This window comes from Aureispira sp. CCB-E, from assembly GCF_031326345.1.
Classification (GTDB): Bacteria; Bacteroidota; Bacteroidia; order Chitinophagales; family Saprospiraceae; genus Aureispira.
Genome location: NZ_CP133671.1, coordinates 1,875,429 through 1,892,016 on the forward strand (window position 1 = coordinate 1,875,429; position 16,588 = coordinate 1,892,016).

Genomic DNA, 16,588 nt, shown 5'->3' on the forward strand with positions numbered 1-16,588 from the left:
AAATTAGAATGACGCAAAGTTATGAGACTAGTTGAAGTAAGGCAAACCTAAAAAATGGTACTTTTAATATCCCCAACGTTACTTAAAATCATATAAGATTTTGATTAATAATTAAATAGAATGAATAGGATAAACACAGCCAAACTACATCGATTAATTAAAACACTAAAAAAAGAAGAGAAGCGATTTTTTAAACTATTTACTAAAAAACAAGACAGAAAAGGAGATGTTTTATATCTAAAAGTATTTGACTATTTAGATAAGTTGGAGGAGGTTGATCGAGACAAATTCAAGAAAAAGTTTAAGACAGTCAAGGGGTTGAGTGGGTTGCAAAATTACTTGTACAAATTAATCCTTAAAAGTTTGCGCAACCAGCCTACTTACCAAGATGTTGATGTTTTGCTGAGAGAGGGGCTCATGGATTTAGAGATACTTTACAAAAAGGAACTATTTATTGATAGCCAAGAAAAGTTAGAGCAATTGTTAGAGGTGGCGGTACAGCATGACAAAGTATTTTTTCTGCCCATGCTTCACGAATGGTGGTTTATCTTGCAGAATACTTATTTTCATTATCACGAAGTAGACAAATCTTTGTTGGAAAGTAGTATTGAGATGTATACTAATTCTATTCAAAATTTACAACAATATCATCTCTATAGAACTCAATTGGGGCGAATGATGTGGTTGGTAAAAGATCAAGATTCTAAGAATATTGTCGAAGATCTGAATCAAATCATCAAGTTCTTTCCAGAATATGATTCCAATGACAAACAGGGCAATATTGCCATTCGAATTCAAGAACTTCAGTTTCGAAGAGTCCATGCCGCTATTTTAATGGATAGTTCGAAGAGTTATTTTTATAAAAAAGAGTTGGTACAAATGCTGAAGGAATTACCCCCCAAATCCTTTGAAGTGTACGAAGAATATTATTACAAAGCCCTTGCTGCACAGATGGGGAGCGCTCCGAGCTTAAAAAATTTAGCAGAGACAATAGAAGAGATAGAAACTTTTACGGATGGCAAAACAAAGCACCTAGACAATCATTTATTGATACAAATATTAATTAATAAAATAGATTTGTATCTCTTAACAGGAGCCTTTCAAAAGTTTGAGCAATTCATCCAAGAGCGCAAAGATATTGTAGAGCTTATAGTTCATTCGGGTAGCCAGTATTATCGCGATTGTTGGTATTATAAATTGATGCTTTATTATTATGGAATAAAGGATTACGCCAATGCTTTGGATACGTTTGAAATGTTCTTGAGCGATAAGGATGTTAGCATGATGTTCAAGCGCCCTAGTTTGTATCTAAAAATGATTATTTATTATGAAGAAGAGGAGTACATTTTATTGGCTTCTTATCTTAAAAATTTCACTCGTTTTTTAAGAAAAAGAGAAGCATTGTTAGACCCCGAAAAGCAGTTGATCACTTTAATGGGAAAACTTATTAAGCTTCCTGATTCTGAGCACAAAGCTATTCTAATTCAAACCAGAAAAGAGATAGCCGATTATTTGACGACGATTGATGCTGCTCAAAAAGAATTTTTAATCTATTTCAATTACATCGGTTGGATGGATAGCCAAATTTTTAATGTTCCTTTTACAGATCTTTTCTTTATGCATTTGGGGGTAGTTAAAATTGATTCGATAGAAGAGAGACAAAACGCATTGTTTTTGGAAAAAGATAATCAAGAATAGAATGAACCGAGTAAATACAATCAAATTACACCGACTGATTAAGTCGTTAAAAAAAGAAGAAAAACGATTCTTTAAGCTTTTTACTAAAAAACAAAAACGAAAAGAAGAGGTTTTTTATCTAAAAATATTTGATTACCTAGATAAGTTAGAAGTAGTTGATCGAGAGAAGTTTAAAAAGAAATTTAAAGGAGTGAAAGGTCTAAGTGGGCTGCAAAATTATCTTTACAAACTGATTCTTAAAAGTTTAAGAAACCAACCTGCTTACCAAGATGTTGATGCTGTTTTGCGTGAAGGTTTAGCTGATTTGGCAATCCTTTTTCAAAAGGAATTGCTAGTAGAGGTAGAAGAAAAAAATCAAGAACTGCTAGAACTGGCCATATTGCATGATAAGGTCTTTTTTCTTCCAATATTCTACGATTGGTGGTTTGTTTTACACAACACTCGTTTTCGTTATGCCAATATAGAAGCATCTGATTTTGATGAAAATACACAGCGATACGAGGCAACAATCAAAGCTTTAAACGCTTTTTATTTCTATAGAACGCATACAGGAAAGTTAATGTATACCGTAGAGGGAAAAAATTCAAGACAGGCTTTTGATGCTGTTCTTGCCATAAAAGAGTCGTTGCCAGTGTATAGTCCTCAAGAAAATACCTATGGTATTACGACAAGAGCACAAGAGTTGCAATTGAGAAAAATGTTAGGAAATGTTTTAATGGATCCCAACGATTCTTATTGCTATTCTCATCAACTTTACGAAGAACTCAAACAACAGCCGCAAGAGGTTTTTGAACATTGCAAATTATACTATTATTCGTCCTTGATTAGTATGTTAAACTTTGCGCCCAGTATCGACCAAATGCACATAATTATAGAAGAAATAGAATCGACGGTCTTAAAGTATCCTAAGAATATTGAGAATAAAAATATCCATATGCATGTGCTTCTGGGTAAAATGGATATACATCTTTTATTGGGGGATTTTGAGCAATTTGACCAACTTCTCATCGATAATAAGGAAAAGGTAGCATTTATCAAAAACTACTCGCACAGTCATTATAGAAGTTTGTTTCATTACAAAAAAGCGTTGTACCATTATGCTAAAAAAGAGTACTATGAAACGCTAATTATTATTGATGATTTTTTGCTGAAAAAGGAGGTTAATAGTTTGATTAAAAACCCTAGTTTGTTACTCAAGATGATTATTTACTATGAAGAGGAGGAGTATGTCTTGCTCACATCATTGTTAAAAAATCTTCGACGATTGCTTAGAAAAAATGAATTGTTGCTGGAAACTGAAAAGGGATTAATTGACTTGTTGAATAACTTGATTAAATTACCCAAACAAGAGCACAAAGAAAAAATGATTGCTATTCGAAAGAAAATGGTGGAACAAATTTCCAACTCGCCCAATTACAAGGAGGAGTTTTTAACATTTTTTAATTATATAGGTTGGATTGATCACCAAATAGATGGTTCGCCTTTTAAGCAGTTGTTTTTTAGGCATACTGGAGTTATTGAGGTGGGGGAGGCGGAATAGTGAAAATAATCAAACAAGAATTGAAAAAAGAATAACAAAGAGCGGATGAAACATTTAATAGTTGTATTATTTTTTCTGATGAACTGTTCTATAAAGATTGTTTTTTGCCAAAGATCCGATAGGGATCCACTATTAAATTCTAAAACTAAAATCATGGAGGCAATAACTCTAGGAAATGATAGTCTCAAACTAGAGCTGCTTGAAGCGTTACTCAGTAAAAAAGGAGATAAACGTATTAATAACACATGGTTTGAATATACGAATGAAGCTACTCAACAGAATTTTAACGCTAAAAAATCAAAAACTATTCAAGAGGCTAATTTAGGAACTAATCAGTTTATTGCATTATATTTGATTAGTGCCATCTATTATGGGGATTTAGAATTTTGTGAACAAATTCAAATTCAGTACATGAACTCAACGAATGAAGTTTCTCAAACAACGAATTTGAAATATAAATTGTGTCGAACATTCAAAGGAGAATCGTTTGTAAGATATAGAGTTGTTGATAATAAAATAGTTACGAAGTTATATCTTATTTATAAAAGGTGGTACGAAGCTGCTAAAGCAAAGGGATTAAAGAATGTTCCTCCACCACTAAATGGCACTGTATTTAAGTGGGATGGGGAGCGATAGATGTTTATTGAAATGCTCAGGAATATGCTCTTTAAGAGACAAAAGATACGAATATCAAAAGGGCTAAGCCAAATCGACAGTGCTTCTTTAAGTGTATATTTCTGTAAACGGGCGTTGAAGTTCTCAATGATATTGGTGGTGTAAATCAACTTTCGAATTTTCTGGGATACCCCAAAAATGCTGTCAGATTTTCCCATTTTGTTTCCCAGGACTTTAACCACCATTGGGTATTTAGTATTCCAATCAGCCTTAAATTTTTCAAAGCCTTTTTGAGCCATCTCCTCATTACTTGCCTGATAAATCTCTTTTATGACTTTTACAACCACTTTTCTATCTTTATAAGAGACATCTCTCAGCGAATTTCTTATTTGATGAACTATACAAATCTGATGAATACTCTGAGGAAAAATTGCTTGTACAGCCTTATTTAAAACCTTGAGATTATCAGAACAGAGAAACAAGGTATCTTTTACTCCTCTAGACTGTAAATCATCCACTGCTCCATACTGATGCGCTTTCTTGCTCGACAATAGACAGACTAACTTAATCTCTTTTTTATAAAAACAGTATTTTTTATATTAAAAAGTATCTAATATGGTGCTTTGCTGGTATATTTTTTTATTTTTAATTGATATTGAAACTCAATAATTAAATTCTCCACATAAATACTCAAATAATATAGCTATGACAACCGAATTCAAAAAAGCTCTTAAAGAGCTTCAGTTAAACCTCAATCGCTGGATAGAAATAGCAGATGAAAATCAATTACAAAAGGATACGAATCTTATGTATAAGGAACTTTTAGCGATAATAGATACGACTCTAAAAGCACCAAATCAACCCTTCCAAGTTTTTATTAAAAACTACAATGGCAAAACTTACACCTTAGATATTTCTTCTGACAATTCTATTTCAGAAATCAAGTTAAAGATAGAGGATAAATTAGGTGTTCCAGCAAGTGAACAACGTTTAATTGTTGCTGGGAAACAACTAAATGATAATAAGTCTGCTGGTGATTATAGACTTAAAAAAGAATCTACTATTCACTTAACATTGAGTTTACAAGGTGGAGATCCTTTATATGTTTTGTGTACTACCTTATGTATCGCTATACCAACAATGCTTTGGTTAATAGTAAAATGTGGTTCAAGGCAAAAAGCAAAAGATTATTTGGAAGAAAACGCTTCTAATGATGAGGTAATCGACCAACTTAGAAATCAAAATCAAGGTGACCTTTCATCAGAAGATGAAACTGTTCCAGAAGAGGAAAAGCAAGAGAAAAGTAAAATAAAAATTGAGGATATAGGGAACCCTATGATGCTAGCGTATTCCCCAAAATATTTTAAATTTGAGAATAATACAGCTAAAGCAAAAGCTGAATCTATTCTCAATTTATTCAAGGAAGAAGGTCGAGAATTTGATTCTATAGAGCATATAATCGCCACTGTTATGGAACATCCTGACATTCAAGATGCTTTAGGGGTAGACAAAGAAATTAAAGCATTAAAACTAACTATTATAGAAGACTGTCATAAATATGGTTCTCAATATGATTCTTTAAATGAATATCATGTGAAAAATGGTACATGGGAACAAATTCCAAGTAGCAACCATAAAATAAGACCTGAAGGAGATTATCAATTAGTAGTTACAATTAATGGTTCAACCTACAAATACCATGTCCATAGTCCTACTCATCCCAATCGTGCCCCAATACCAGGAGAAGTAATGAATGTATATGGAGCATCTGGCACTCAAACATCAATGAATGTAATAAACGCCATTCTTAGACATCATCCTAGACCTGCTTGTTGGGATGAAGAAGTTATGATAACTCGGAAAAAAAATAATTAAAACTATTCCCTACTAGCTAAGATTGGATTTTTGAATGTGGCTTTGTTGAATTTCTTCAATGAACTTTTGAGCAGCTGCTTTACGTCCTTTTAAGGTGAATGATTTATTAATGTCACCATATTTTTTGATTCGTTTGCCCTTTTCATCTATGTAGTAAACAAACCATCGAACCGAGAGAGAATTTTTGCCTGTATATAACTTAGGCGTACTTTTTTTTATCATTGTTCTTTAACTTTTTTTGCGTCATAGCATGTAAGTAAAAAACAATGAGACTTCGGATAATTACATTGTGTATCATTTTAATATTTAACCCCTTAATTAGTAACTAATTAAGGGGTTTTCTGGAGCTGGAGAAACCCGAACCTTTATATTTGTTTACTACGATTTAGATTGGTAAGTTGCTGATTATTAACGTGTATATGTAAATATATAACTAAAATAGCACAAACAAAAGTTAAAATAAACTAATAAAACCGACCCCTTAAGCGACCCCTACTAAAAAATGTTGTACATTAGCCCTACATTAAACAAGTAATAAATGGGCAACGTACGTTTTAACCTCAAAGAGTTGGATGATTCCAACAAAGACACTTTAATACATCTTATCTTTAGATACAAAGGAAAGCGGTTTAAATATTCCACAGGGCAGAAGATTAAACCTAAGTTTTGGAATAGTACCAAGCAGCGAGCAAAAAGCACAAGGCAATATCCTCAGTCGTCAGAGTTGAATGCTTTATTGGATAAGTTAGAAAACATTACACTCACAACATACCGCCAATGTATCAATGATGGTATCTTACCCAATTCCGAAGATTTAAAGAGTGCTTTGGATGTAGCGACTTTTAGAGAAGTGTTAAAAGAAAAATCAAAATTGCCTACTTTCTTAGAGTTCTTTATTCATTTAATCGAGGAACGAGAAAAAAGCCCCAAGTACACTAAAGGTACTTTAAAAGTGTACCGCACTACCTACAATCATTTATTAGATTATCGACAGCGAAAATTTAAGAACTTAGATTTTGATACCATAGATTTAAACTTTTTTCAAACGTATACTACCTATCTTTTTAACGAAAAACAGTTTTCAACGAATTATGTTAATAAATTATTTACCACAATTAAGACCGTTTTAAATGAAGCAACGGAACGAGGTATCAATAAGAACATGGCGTATAAAAGTAAGAAGTTTAGAGTGCCAAAGGAAGAGGCTAAAAATATCTATCTTACGCTTGCCGAACTCAAAGAATTACATCAGTTAGACCTATCCAATAACAACCGATTAGAGCGAGTGAGAGACTTGTTTTTGGTGGGTTGTTTTACAGGATTACGATTTAGCGACTTTACCAACATACGCCCCGAACATATACAAGAAGTTGATGGTGTTAAGGTCATTGATATAGTGACTCAAAAAACACAACATCCAGTTACCATTCCAATACATCCCATAGTAGAAGCTATTTTTAAAAAATACGATGATGGCAAAGTAATTTTACCCCGTACTATATCCAATCAAAAGATGAATCAATACCTTAAAGAATTAGGAGCATTAGCAGAATTTAAGGAAGAGGTAATTGATTCTAAATCAATAGGAGGAAAGCGCATAGAAGAGAAGAAAGTAAAATACGAAATGATAAGCACACACACGGCAAGACGTTCCTTTGCTACTAATGCTTATAAAAGTGGGATACCTTCTACTTCTATTATGAAAATAACAGGGCACACAACAGAAACTTCCTTTATGAAGTACATTAAAATCAACAATGAAGAGAACGCCGTCTTGATGGCTAAGAATCCTTTTTTTAACTAAACCTAAATTATTCCTATTATGAATTGGGGTTATTATTATCGTTTATTTGGAAATTTAAACGCCTTGTTCTATAAAACTGTAGAAACTTATGATGAAATCACGATTAAGTATATTAATTCGCCTAATGAGATACAATCAACAAAAAAACTCTTAGATAAGGCTAAAGGAGAATTTGAAGCCTTAAAACGATTGTATTCTATTGCTAAGGCAGAAAATCAAAATGCCTATTCTTTAATCAATTTAGAGTTAGATAGAATCCTTCCTATATTTCAGAATGATGAATTCTTTATGGTGGTAGATGCCACGGAGGGAGATAAAGAAGTGCAAACCTTATTGAAGTATGATTTAACGATTTTTAAAACCGATTTAAAGAATCAAGAAATTGATTTTACAGATGGTGGGGAAGTTGCATTTTATTATATTTATGCGTATACCCAATATTGGTTTTGGTTAAATCGTCAAAAGCCAGTTTATACCTATATAGGTTATAGGCGTTCTTTTGAAGGCGATGATGTCTTTGGAATGAAAGTAGAGGAACGCAATCAAGGAGAATTATTCATTGAAGTAATCTTGGAACAATATGCTAAACCGAATGAAGCTTTTCAAGAAGTAACTTTATTCTTAGATTCGTTGGAATCAGAAGCACATCGTAAAACCTTGCTTTATTATGTTCGAGATAAAGTTTATTCCTTGTATCAATTAGGAGAAATAAAAGAAGTAATAGATAGTAAGCATAAGAAGAGTTCTAAAGAAGCTTTACACACATTTTATACGGCTTTCATGGAATTGTTGAATAATGTGTATAATGTAAGTGAACGCCCAAGTATCGACGTAGCCAAAGAGGTAGAGCCACCACTAAGTAATAGTCCTACTTTGATTTGGAATGGTAATAAAAATACCTTGATAGATATATTTTATCAACTTAAAACGATGATCACTAAGAAGAGGGGGAATTATCTTCCTTTTTTGGATAATACGAACGAAGAAATTGCCGCTTTTTTGAAAGCTAACTTTGCAATATTCAAAAATACAACTACCAAAACAATAGAAACTACTTTGTCAAAAGAAGATTTGAGACCTAAGAAAAGTACAGGAAAAATAAGCCTTGTAGAAGGTTTTATGGATAAATAAGAGAATCTTAGTTCTTATTTACTACGTGGGAACCTACGCCGTATTTTTTGCTATCCTAAGATGCTGTAAAATTGTGTTGTAATCAATCATTAATAACAAAATACAACAACAATGGACGGTTCTTTAGTAGTCATTCCCTTAGAAGATTTAAAAGGCATCATAGCTCAAAGCGTGGCGCAAGAGTTTGAAAAATTACAAGCCCCAACAGCCGAACCCGAAAAAGACAAAAATGTCTTACTCACTCGTAAAGATACCGCCGAACTCTTAGGCGTATGTTTGGCAACCTTGGACAATTGGACAAGAGAAGGTAAATTGACAAAGTACCGCAACGGGAATGCCGTTCGATACAATAGGGAAGAGGTCTTGGCTTCGTTCTCTACCTTGCAAAAATACAGACGTTAAGCGGCGGTTGTGATAGATGTTGTAAATATGTATCCTTTGTTGAAGGAAGGAACTTTGCCCTATGAAGTGGCGAATAGTATTTTAGATACTTTTGAATGGCAAAATTTTGTATTTTTTCCTCATGGAGAATTTATATATAAGGCTAATAAAGCCAGTATGCATTCCAAAGGTTTGTCCAATATGGATATGATGTTTTCAACAGGTGAAACGGCTTATTTGAGAGTTTCAAATTCTTTGCACAAGATATACCACGACGGACGCAACGACAACGATTTTACTAAAAGTCAATTAAAAGATACGATTGTTAATTTAGGCTACTTGTTAGGCTTGGAAACAGAACGATTCAAACTAAAAGGATGGTTTGAGTTTAGTGTGAATATAGAAGTAGCCAACGCCCAACAACTGATCCAACAACTCATTCGATACAAGAATAGAGAAGTTGAACGAATGTTGCAGGGGGCTAAACTCTATGGTAAAAAGGCGTATTATCAAAAGTATAGAATCAAGGTATACAACCCCATTCAGAAAGCTATTTTAGAGGATGCTCAATTGTGTAAAGCTTTAGGGATGTATGACGAAAATAAGCTTATACGGGTTGAAATAGAAGCCAAAACAGAATACATCCGTAACAGTTGGAATATTCCTTTGTCTAACCTTCAAGACCTCTTAAATGATGATGTATTAACCTTATTAGGCAAACGAATCACTAAACTAAGCAAAGGGCTAATTTTTGATAATAGACCACCAAATTTAAGTTTTACAGAAACTAGAACATGGCAATATTACACCACAACACCATCTTATTTACAAGTGCAACACCGCAAGGAGAACAGTTCTACTTATTACGATAATAAAAAGAAATTCCAAGCACTCCAACAGCAAGGAATAAGTCTTGATTTGTCTCAAAAAATACAAGACAAATGGACGTTTTTACAAGAGAATTGAAAAAGAGTACTTTCGTACTTGTAATATAGGTGAAAAAACTACCGTGCTCACGGAATTAGTTCTAGTTAGTTGATGGTATAATCATAAAGAGTGTACAAACCTATAAAGGACAAAATGAGAATTAAAGCAGTATTTAAACATAATAAAACAAGTAGAAAAGCTCGTTTATACTTTTGATGCAAAAATAAGCCTTTGTAAGGAAGTAATGCAATCGGAATACCCAACAGAACAGCAAGGAAGGGAGTAACAACAACAGTATAAATAAAAGAATCTACAAATCGTCCTAGAATAGATTGATTACCATCTATCATACTCATTGGGTATAATACAGGAATGATAAGCATGGATATAAATACCCAAAATGTATAGGTTTTGTTTTTAGCTTTAACTTCTTCGTGAAAGTCAATGTTTAAAGATTGGTCATCTATTAAGTTGTTATTATCCATTTATTGTGATCTCTTTAAGTAACAGTGTATTTATATATCAGTGTTAAGCCAGTAAAAATAAATCCAATTGCCATAATGATATGAATAATCAATGGAGGTAATAAAGCCGCTCTTTTATATTTTTGAGTCCATTTTAAATTCTTATTTTGAAACCCTACATAAAAACTTAGAAAAAACTAAGACGAGTTCTTTGAAAATATGAGAGAAAAGACGAAAGGGATTTCCCTTTCAATAAAATAATGAACTAATTTTAAGCCCAATGTAAAAATTGAAAACTGTTGATTTTGTTTTTCTTGAACTTTCTTTTTTACTGGACTGTTTTGATGTAAAGCACCAAATCCCATAATAAAACAAAAAGCTAATGCACCAACAATCAACAGATTAAATATGTCATAAGCTTCCTTTAATCTTGTTTTATGCATATTAAATCCTCTTGATTTGAAATCTTTGAACATGGTTTCAATTGAAAAACGCAGTTCATATTGCCTTATAATTTCAAAGGGGTCATCTAGATTACTAATCAAAAATATTGGCTCATCATATTTAGGATCATGCCAATGCAGAAAATTTACATCTTGAATTTTCTCTTTAGAAAACTCAACAGATGGGATAAACAAAAATGTTTCTCCATCTGGTACTTTTGTAAATCGAGGTTTAAAACAGTCTCCTTGCTCATGTAAAATTGTATTCTTGGCTGTTCTTACAGCATATTTCCAGCCTAACTTTAGGCGACATAATTGCTGTATAGATGCTCCATCAAACTCTCCATCTCCTAATAAAGTCACTTTAGTTTGAGTAAAAAGAATCGGTTTTAAGATTTCGGCTGCTTGTTGAATAATGTCTAAATGCATTTGTTGGGGGAAATGTCCTTTACGCCCTTTTCTGATTACCCAACAAATAGGAATACTACGTTTTTTCCAAGCTAGACTGACAACAAGAGCGACATGTTTACTTCCCATTTGACTCCCATCTATTACTAAACTAATGTCTTGATTATTATTCTTTTTGGATAAAGCAAAACGTAAAAATGCAATTAGAAAGGGAAGATAATGTACCTTGTAATCTGTCCACTTATTTGACAGAAATCGTTTGGCATGAACAACTCGACTTGCGGCATCTATATCTTGAGGTAAACCACTACCTATATCTGGCAAATGGCTACTTTTTCGTTTAATCATTCCTGTCACTAAGCCACACAAAGTGTTCAAACGGCTTAGTGCATGCCCCGATGGCTCTTGCTGATATAGACTTTTTAAACTATCTTTGACTTGTGAAAAAATCGTTTTTTTTCATATTGACAGGTTTTGTTTGATATTCGCATTACAAATATGACCTGTCTTTTTCTTTTCTCTACCTAATTTTCAAAAAACTTCTTCTTTTCTTTTTATGTAGGGTTTCAAAATTCTTATAAGGAATAAAGGCAAGTACTAAGCCTAATAGAAGAAATATAAGAGGAAAACTGATAAAAATGGATGAGAGTCCAGTCCAAAAACGTTCTTTTGTGGGCATTGATGTTTCAACTGTAACTAAAGGAAATAAAATGGTATTAAGGATGGATAAAAAGATAAGCCACTTGGTATATTTTTTATTCTTTTGTTGTACTTCTTCATACAAATCAACGTCCAAAGATTGGTCGTCCATCAAGGTTTCTTCTGTCATGGTGTGTTATGGTTTTAGGGTGTTCTCACGGAATTTGTATATCTAATAGATGAATCTTATTTCTATTTAATTAAAGAGGTATCCATACAATAAGGCTAAACCAATAAATAGGAGTCCAATAGCCATGATAGTAGAACACGCTAACAAGGCGAATAAAGAGGCTCTTTTGTACTTTTGTTTCCAAGTTAAGCCTCTGTAAGGAATAAAGGCAAGCAATAAGCCTGACAAAAAGGACATCAAAGGCAATCCAATAATGCTCATATAGGCAGCAAGCCCGAAACGTTCTAATGTGCTTGGGAGTACTTCAAACAGACACAAAGTGTATAAAATTGTATTGAGGATAGCAAGGAATACCGCCCACTTAATATATTTCTTATTCTTTTGTTGTACTTCTTCGTATAAATCAACGTCCAAAGATTGGTCGTCCATCAAGGTTTCTTCTGTCATGGTATATTATGGTTTTATAACATATAGTTTACTTCTTACGAACTCGCAATTGCTTAATTTCCGAAACGGTCAAACCTGTAATTTCGGCAATCGTTTCCACGGGCGTATCTCTTCGTTTGAGTTCCTTTGCAATGTCAACAGCTTTGTTCTTTTCTGCAATCTTAGCCGCTTCCTCCTTTGCTCGCTCAATCAAGACATAAGGCGGTACATACTTGGTACTTTTCTCCAACTCTGCCAACAAACCAATATCCACAAAACTTAAATAACTCTTAGTAGAGATAATCAGATGGTCAACCACAGGCGTATCTACAATCAAGCCTACTTGAATTAAGCGGTCTGTTATGTCCTTATCTGCCTCTGAGGGTTTGAGTTCGCCGCTTGGGTGGTTGTGACACAAGACAATCTTAACGGCTCGTTTTTGCAATGCCAAAGAAAAGACTTCCATTGGCTCTACCAAGGCTTTGTTCACCGTTCCCAAGCTGATTAATTCTATAAACAAAATCCGTTGGTTACTCTCCAAACCAATCACCCAAAAATGTTCTCTATTTTGGTCAATCTTCTGTTCTCGCAACAACACCTTTTGCATGATACTGTAAATGTCATCTGAATTGAGAATTTTGATTTTTTCGGCTTCTGTTAATTGGATGTCCATTGGTTAAGAATTGCTAAGTTTTTGATGGGTTAAAACCCTCTATTTAAGTTCTAAAGATAAGCATAAGTGGCAAAAATGCTTCTTATAAGCGGCAAAAAAAAGAATAGAAGCTTTCTAAAATTGGATTTAAGCGACGTTTTTTATAAGTATTGAAACAAAAGGTATGCTTCTAAGTGCTTGTAAAATAGTTGTATAGCTCTTTTGTCTTGTTTTGTTGTCAATATAGATGTTCTTTATTTACTTTTTTGATGGAAGTATTTGCCTATACTGGTAGGTTATTTAATCTCCAAATATAAATTTATCCCTACGTTCTTTATCAGCTTTATCTAAGTATTCTTTAATTTTTTTCCTAAGGTATTGTTTAATTTCAAGCGTTTTATAACCTAAGTCTGCATTTTCAATAACGGATAATATTTTTTGCCAAAAACTTGCATGTATATCTCCAAAAAAAGTATTGCCAGAAGAAATTGTAGTGCTACTTTGCCAACGAATTTCTTTAAATAAACTTAAACTAGGGTAGGAGGAAACAAAGGTAATTAAAATTTTATCTACTAGTTGTTTGCGCTGATTTCTAGCAATATCTAGCATCAATGAAATTTTCTTTGTATTTGTTAAATCATTCGAAATATATTTTAAGATAAAAGCATCTGCTCTTTTTAAATATTTGAGATCTATGTTAACAAAAAAGTTGTTAAGGTTGGTTTTATTATACCATGTTGTTTTAGATATAATGAAATCAAAAACAGGTTCTAGTTGTTTTTCTATTGTACTTATTTCCCAAATACCACTTAATTTATGAGGAAAATTTAAATCTTCTTGATAGACAGTTTTAGTGAAATCCAATAAAAAGGAATTATCTTGTTTTATTATATTGATTAATCCCTCGCCACTTGATTCAAATGAATTCTGAAACCTAATTTGATTTAAATAAGCTTCTTTAATTGTAGATAGATTTTTACCTAAAGATGTATAATGTACTCTAAATATACTTGAAAGAAAAACGATCTTTATGTTTTCTACTTTTATTCTTTCATTGGTCAGAATTAAAATTTTTTCAAAAAGAGTAGGATAGTTTTTTTGCCAATTAACTAATTGACCAAAATAAAAATAGGTGTAATTAGGCAGATTTTTAACTGTTTCTAAGATATGATCAATATACGATTTTGATTGAAGAGAGCTAGGTATAGATTCATAAAAACGGAGCTCCCAGTAAGTCTTTTTCTCAAAGTTCGAGCTTTGAATTAAAGCCCATATTTTATTAATGTTTTCTTCTGTAGTCAAATGCTTTTTGAATGAGTTATTAGGTGTGAAAAAGGTGTTAGGTCTAGCTATTATTTCTTTAAAAAAATGACATCCAAAGTCAAAGTCTTTTTTTAAGTAAATGTCTATAACTAAGTACAGGACAAAAGTTTTAATTCCTGAAATAAAGTTAAAAAGTTAAGTAAACGTTCTTTGATATAATCTAAGCCAATTCTAAAAATACTAAAGAGTTTAGCTTTTCGAGTTTTTAGTTTTTTTATTGGAATTTTACCCCCTCTTTTGATTAACCATTCTCCTGTTTTATAAGACCAAACAAAGGCTATTGCAACAAGAAATAGTAGACTGGATAATCTAGATGGTGCTGTTACATGAGTATCCTCAAAATTAAATCCTCTTGTTTTACAAGCTGAGAAAAAAACTTCGATTCCCCAGCGTTCTTGATAAATTCTTTTACCTTTTGAAATAGGTTTGTTACTTATCAAAATAAGCCATTCAGATTTACCTAGTTTCTGACCTCCAATATAAAGTTGGTGCTTGAAAAGTATTCTTTGTTTTCTCAAAGCTTTAAAAGTTGATTGGCTAAAGTATTTGCCAACTTTTACTTCTTTTATTTGTCCAAACTTTCGCATCAAACTGTTACTTCGGATTCTAATAATAAAAATTAAAGGCAAAGATTTTAAATAGCTTATCCATTGATTACCAATAAACTCACGGTCTGCTAACAAATATTTGATTTGCCCTTTTTGCTTTATTGTTAAATGACTCATCAAGCTTTGCATTAAATCTATCCGTTCCTGTTGAGAAGAGTTACCTCTTTTGTCTAATAGAGTCCAAATAAGTGGTATTGCTGTTCCATTATAGCTAATACCTATTAGTAAAATATTGATGTTGATTTTCCCAAATTTCCAATTGGTTCTATCAATGCTCAGAGCTACCCACTGATTACTAAAAACAATGAGTTTCCAAACTAATTGAATATAGCACTTACGACAGAATTTGTATTCTTTCATGAAACGTTGAATCCTTTTGAAATTAGATTCTCGTTTTGCAAAAGGGTTCAATACCAGCGAAAGTTGAGCATAGCTAATGCTGCTCATTTTTATTATGGAAATAACCAGCTTACTCAACATGGTCAATCGCTGACTTTGACCAGCAAAATGATCAGATAATATATCTTTAAGAACTTTTTCTGTATCTTTCATTCGGAGTTATTGAAGTTTGTAAATAGTGATTTCGCAACTACTAATTTACTAATTTTTCAATTTCTCCATTTTTTGTCCTGTACTTAGTGTCTATAATATAATCTAAAGTTCTTGGAGGATAAAAATCGTCCTTTATTACTTTATATATATCGAGATACATTGTTAGGAAAGTTTGAATATCCTTTATTGATAACAATAATAGTTCTTTTTTGATTAATTGTTCCTTGAATCCTGGGTACGTTTCAAAATCAAACTGATTAGGGAACTTATAATTATCTAAACGAAAGTCATATCTTATAGTTAGGTATATTTGATAGGTTGGATTGGTAAAGGAGTTTGATAAGTTGGATAAATCTTTAGTAAAGTTGATCTCTTTCATAGAGTACTCACAAATGATTTGTTGGACTATTTTGCAATGAACAAATGATTTAGGAGATAAAATATTTAATGTGATTTTATAAAAAAAAGGAAAATCATGTTCTAATGTCTTAATGTGAAATTGAGATATGCTTTGAGAATATTGTTCTAATATTTCTAAGCATTTCTCAATGTTTTTGTCATTATGGATAGTCGTCCAAATTATAGTACGTGTATCATAGTACAATTGGTCTTTTGCTATTTTTTTGACAGGATAATCAAAAGGGTTTTTTCGTTCATAAGCAATATTAGTTTTGATTATAAATTGGCTAGCTAGTTTATAAAAGATATTACGGTGTAATGAAGATGGTTGTTTGATGTTTTTGTTAATAGATTGAAATAAAGCGTGTTGTCGGTAGAATAAGTTTTGCCTATCTATAAGATCTAAGTTAAGATTTGTATTTATTGACTCAACTATGGAATTTAAGGATATTGGATTAGTTTGAACGAAGTGCCAAGTCAGTTCGAGAGCGTCATTTAACTTTGATGGAATAT

General features: G+C 32.3%; 17 protein-coding genes. 8 read left to right on the forward strand and 9 right to left on the reverse strand.

Going from position 1 to position 16,588, the window contains the following annotated elements; translation table 11 throughout:
• Nucleotides 1-120 precede the first annotated feature (120 nt).
• The 3 genes from QP953_RS07050 to QP953_RS07060 all read left to right on the forward strand — a co-directional run bounded on the left by QP953_RS07050 (nucleotide 121) and on the right by QP953_RS07060 (nucleotide 3,874).
• Nucleotides 121-1,698 carry a hypothetical protein gene (locus QP953_RS07050; RefSeq protein WP_309554444.1) on the forward strand — a complete coding sequence of 526 codons (1,578 nt, stop codon included), beginning with the start codon at nucleotides 121-123 and terminating at the stop codon, nucleotides 1,696-1,698.
• 1 nt (nucleotide 1,699) lies between these two features.
• Nucleotides 1,700-3,238, forward strand: coding sequence for a hypothetical protein (locus tag QP953_RS07055; RefSeq protein ID WP_309554446.1), 1,539 nt, complete (start codon nucleotides 1,700-1,702; stop codon nucleotides 3,236-3,238).
• Nucleotides 3,239-3,391: 153 nt separating this feature from the next.
• The gene (locus tag QP953_RS07060; RefSeq protein ID WP_309554447.1) at nucleotides 3,392-3,874 is read left to right on the forward strand and encodes a hypothetical protein; all 483 of its coding nucleotides are present in this window, start codon (nucleotides 3,392-3,394) and stop codon (nucleotides 3,872-3,874) included.
• Here the strand turns inward: QP953_RS07060 and QP953_RS28600 are convergent.
• Nucleotides 3,778-4,371, reverse strand: a complete 594-nt coding sequence (locus QP953_RS28600; RefSeq protein WP_408913531.1) for a transposase — start codon at nucleotides 4,369-4,371, stop codon at nucleotides 3,778-3,780. The genes QP953_RS07060 and QP953_RS28600 overlap by 97 nt on opposite strands.
• Before the next feature lie 187 nt (nucleotides 4,372-4,558).
• Between QP953_RS28600 and QP953_RS07065 the strand changes: the two genes are divergently transcribed.
• The gene (locus QP953_RS07065) at nucleotides 4,559-5,728 is read left to right on the forward strand and encodes a ubiquitin-like protein (RefSeq protein ID WP_309554448.1); all 1,170 of its coding nucleotides are present in this window, start codon (nucleotides 4,559-4,561) and stop codon (nucleotides 5,726-5,728) included.
• Between the two features lie 12 nt (nucleotides 5,729-5,740).
• On the opposite strand, the gene QP953_RS07070 is transcribed toward QP953_RS07065, so the two are convergent.
• Complete coding sequence (locus QP953_RS07070; protein ID WP_309554449.1) at nucleotides 5,741-5,950, reverse strand: hypothetical protein; 210 nt, start codon at nucleotides 5,948-5,950, stop codon at nucleotides 5,741-5,743.
• A 316-nt stretch (nucleotides 5,951-6,266) separates the two neighbouring features.
• Between QP953_RS07070 and QP953_RS07075 the strand changes: the two genes are divergently transcribed.
• The 4 genes from QP953_RS07075 (at nucleotide 6,267) to QP953_RS07090 (ending at nucleotide 10,010) form a co-directional block, all read left to right on the forward strand.
• On the forward strand, nucleotides 6,267-7,532 hold the full coding sequence (locus QP953_RS07075) for a site-specific integrase (protein WP_309554451.1): 1,266 nt from the start codon (nucleotides 6,267-6,269) through the stop codon (nucleotides 7,530-7,532).
• 18 nt (nucleotides 7,533-7,550) lie between these two features.
• Nucleotides 7,551-8,663 (forward strand): hypothetical protein, encoded by a 1,113-nt coding sequence (locus tag QP953_RS07080; RefSeq protein WP_309554453.1) that lies wholly within the window; start codon nucleotides 7,551-7,553, stop codon nucleotides 8,661-8,663.
• 111 nt (nucleotides 8,664-8,774) lie between these two features.
• Nucleotides 8,775-9,065, forward strand: a complete 291-nt coding sequence (locus QP953_RS07085) for a helix-turn-helix domain-containing protein (protein WP_309554454.1) — start codon at nucleotides 8,775-8,777, stop codon at nucleotides 9,063-9,065.
• A 9-nt stretch (nucleotides 9,066-9,074) separates the two neighbouring features.
• A complete protein-coding gene (locus QP953_RS07090) occupies nucleotides 9,075-10,010 on the forward strand; it encodes a hypothetical protein (RefSeq protein WP_309554455.1) in 936 nt (311 codons plus the stop codon).
• A gap of 65 nt (nucleotides 10,011-10,075) precedes the next feature.
• On the opposite strand, the gene QP953_RS07095 is transcribed toward QP953_RS07090, so the two are convergent.
• From QP953_RS07095 to QP953_RS07125, 7 genes are all read right to left on the reverse strand, one after another.
• Complete coding sequence (locus QP953_RS07095) at nucleotides 10,076-10,456, reverse strand: hypothetical protein (protein WP_309554456.1); 381 nt, start codon at nucleotides 10,454-10,456, stop codon at nucleotides 10,076-10,078.
• A gap of 176 nt (nucleotides 10,457-10,632) precedes the next feature.
• On the reverse strand, nucleotides 10,633-11,634 hold the full coding sequence (locus tag QP953_RS07100; RefSeq protein WP_309552816.1) for a transposase: 1,002 nt from the start codon (nucleotides 11,632-11,634) through the stop codon (nucleotides 10,633-10,635).
• A 172-nt stretch (nucleotides 11,635-11,806) separates the two neighbouring features.
• Nucleotides 11,807-12,115 carry a hypothetical protein gene (locus QP953_RS07105; protein WP_309554457.1) on the reverse strand — a complete coding sequence of 103 codons (309 nt, stop codon included), beginning with the start codon at nucleotides 12,113-12,115 and terminating at the stop codon, nucleotides 11,807-11,809.
• A 66-nt stretch (nucleotides 12,116-12,181) separates the two neighbouring features.
• Complete coding sequence (locus QP953_RS07110) at nucleotides 12,182-12,562, reverse strand: hypothetical protein (protein WP_309554458.1); 381 nt, start codon at nucleotides 12,560-12,562, stop codon at nucleotides 12,182-12,184.
• 28 nt (nucleotides 12,563-12,590) lie between these two features.
• Nucleotides 12,591-13,214 carry a JAB domain-containing protein gene (locus QP953_RS07115; protein WP_309554459.1) on the reverse strand — a complete coding sequence of 208 codons (624 nt, stop codon included), beginning with the start codon at nucleotides 13,212-13,214 and terminating at the stop codon, nucleotides 12,591-12,593.
• A 279-nt stretch (nucleotides 13,215-13,493) separates the two neighbouring features.
• Nucleotides 13,494-14,495 (reverse strand): hypothetical protein, encoded by a 1,002-nt coding sequence (locus tag QP953_RS07120; protein ID WP_309554460.1) that lies wholly within the window; start codon nucleotides 14,493-14,495, stop codon nucleotides 13,494-13,496.
• 110 nt (nucleotides 14,496-14,605) lie between these two features.
• Nucleotides 14,606-15,676 carry an IS4 family transposase gene (locus QP953_RS07125; protein WP_309554461.1) on the reverse strand — a complete coding sequence of 357 codons (1,071 nt, stop codon included), beginning with the start codon at nucleotides 15,674-15,676 and terminating at the stop codon, nucleotides 14,606-14,608.
• Nucleotides 15,677-16,588 lie beyond the last annotated feature (912 nt).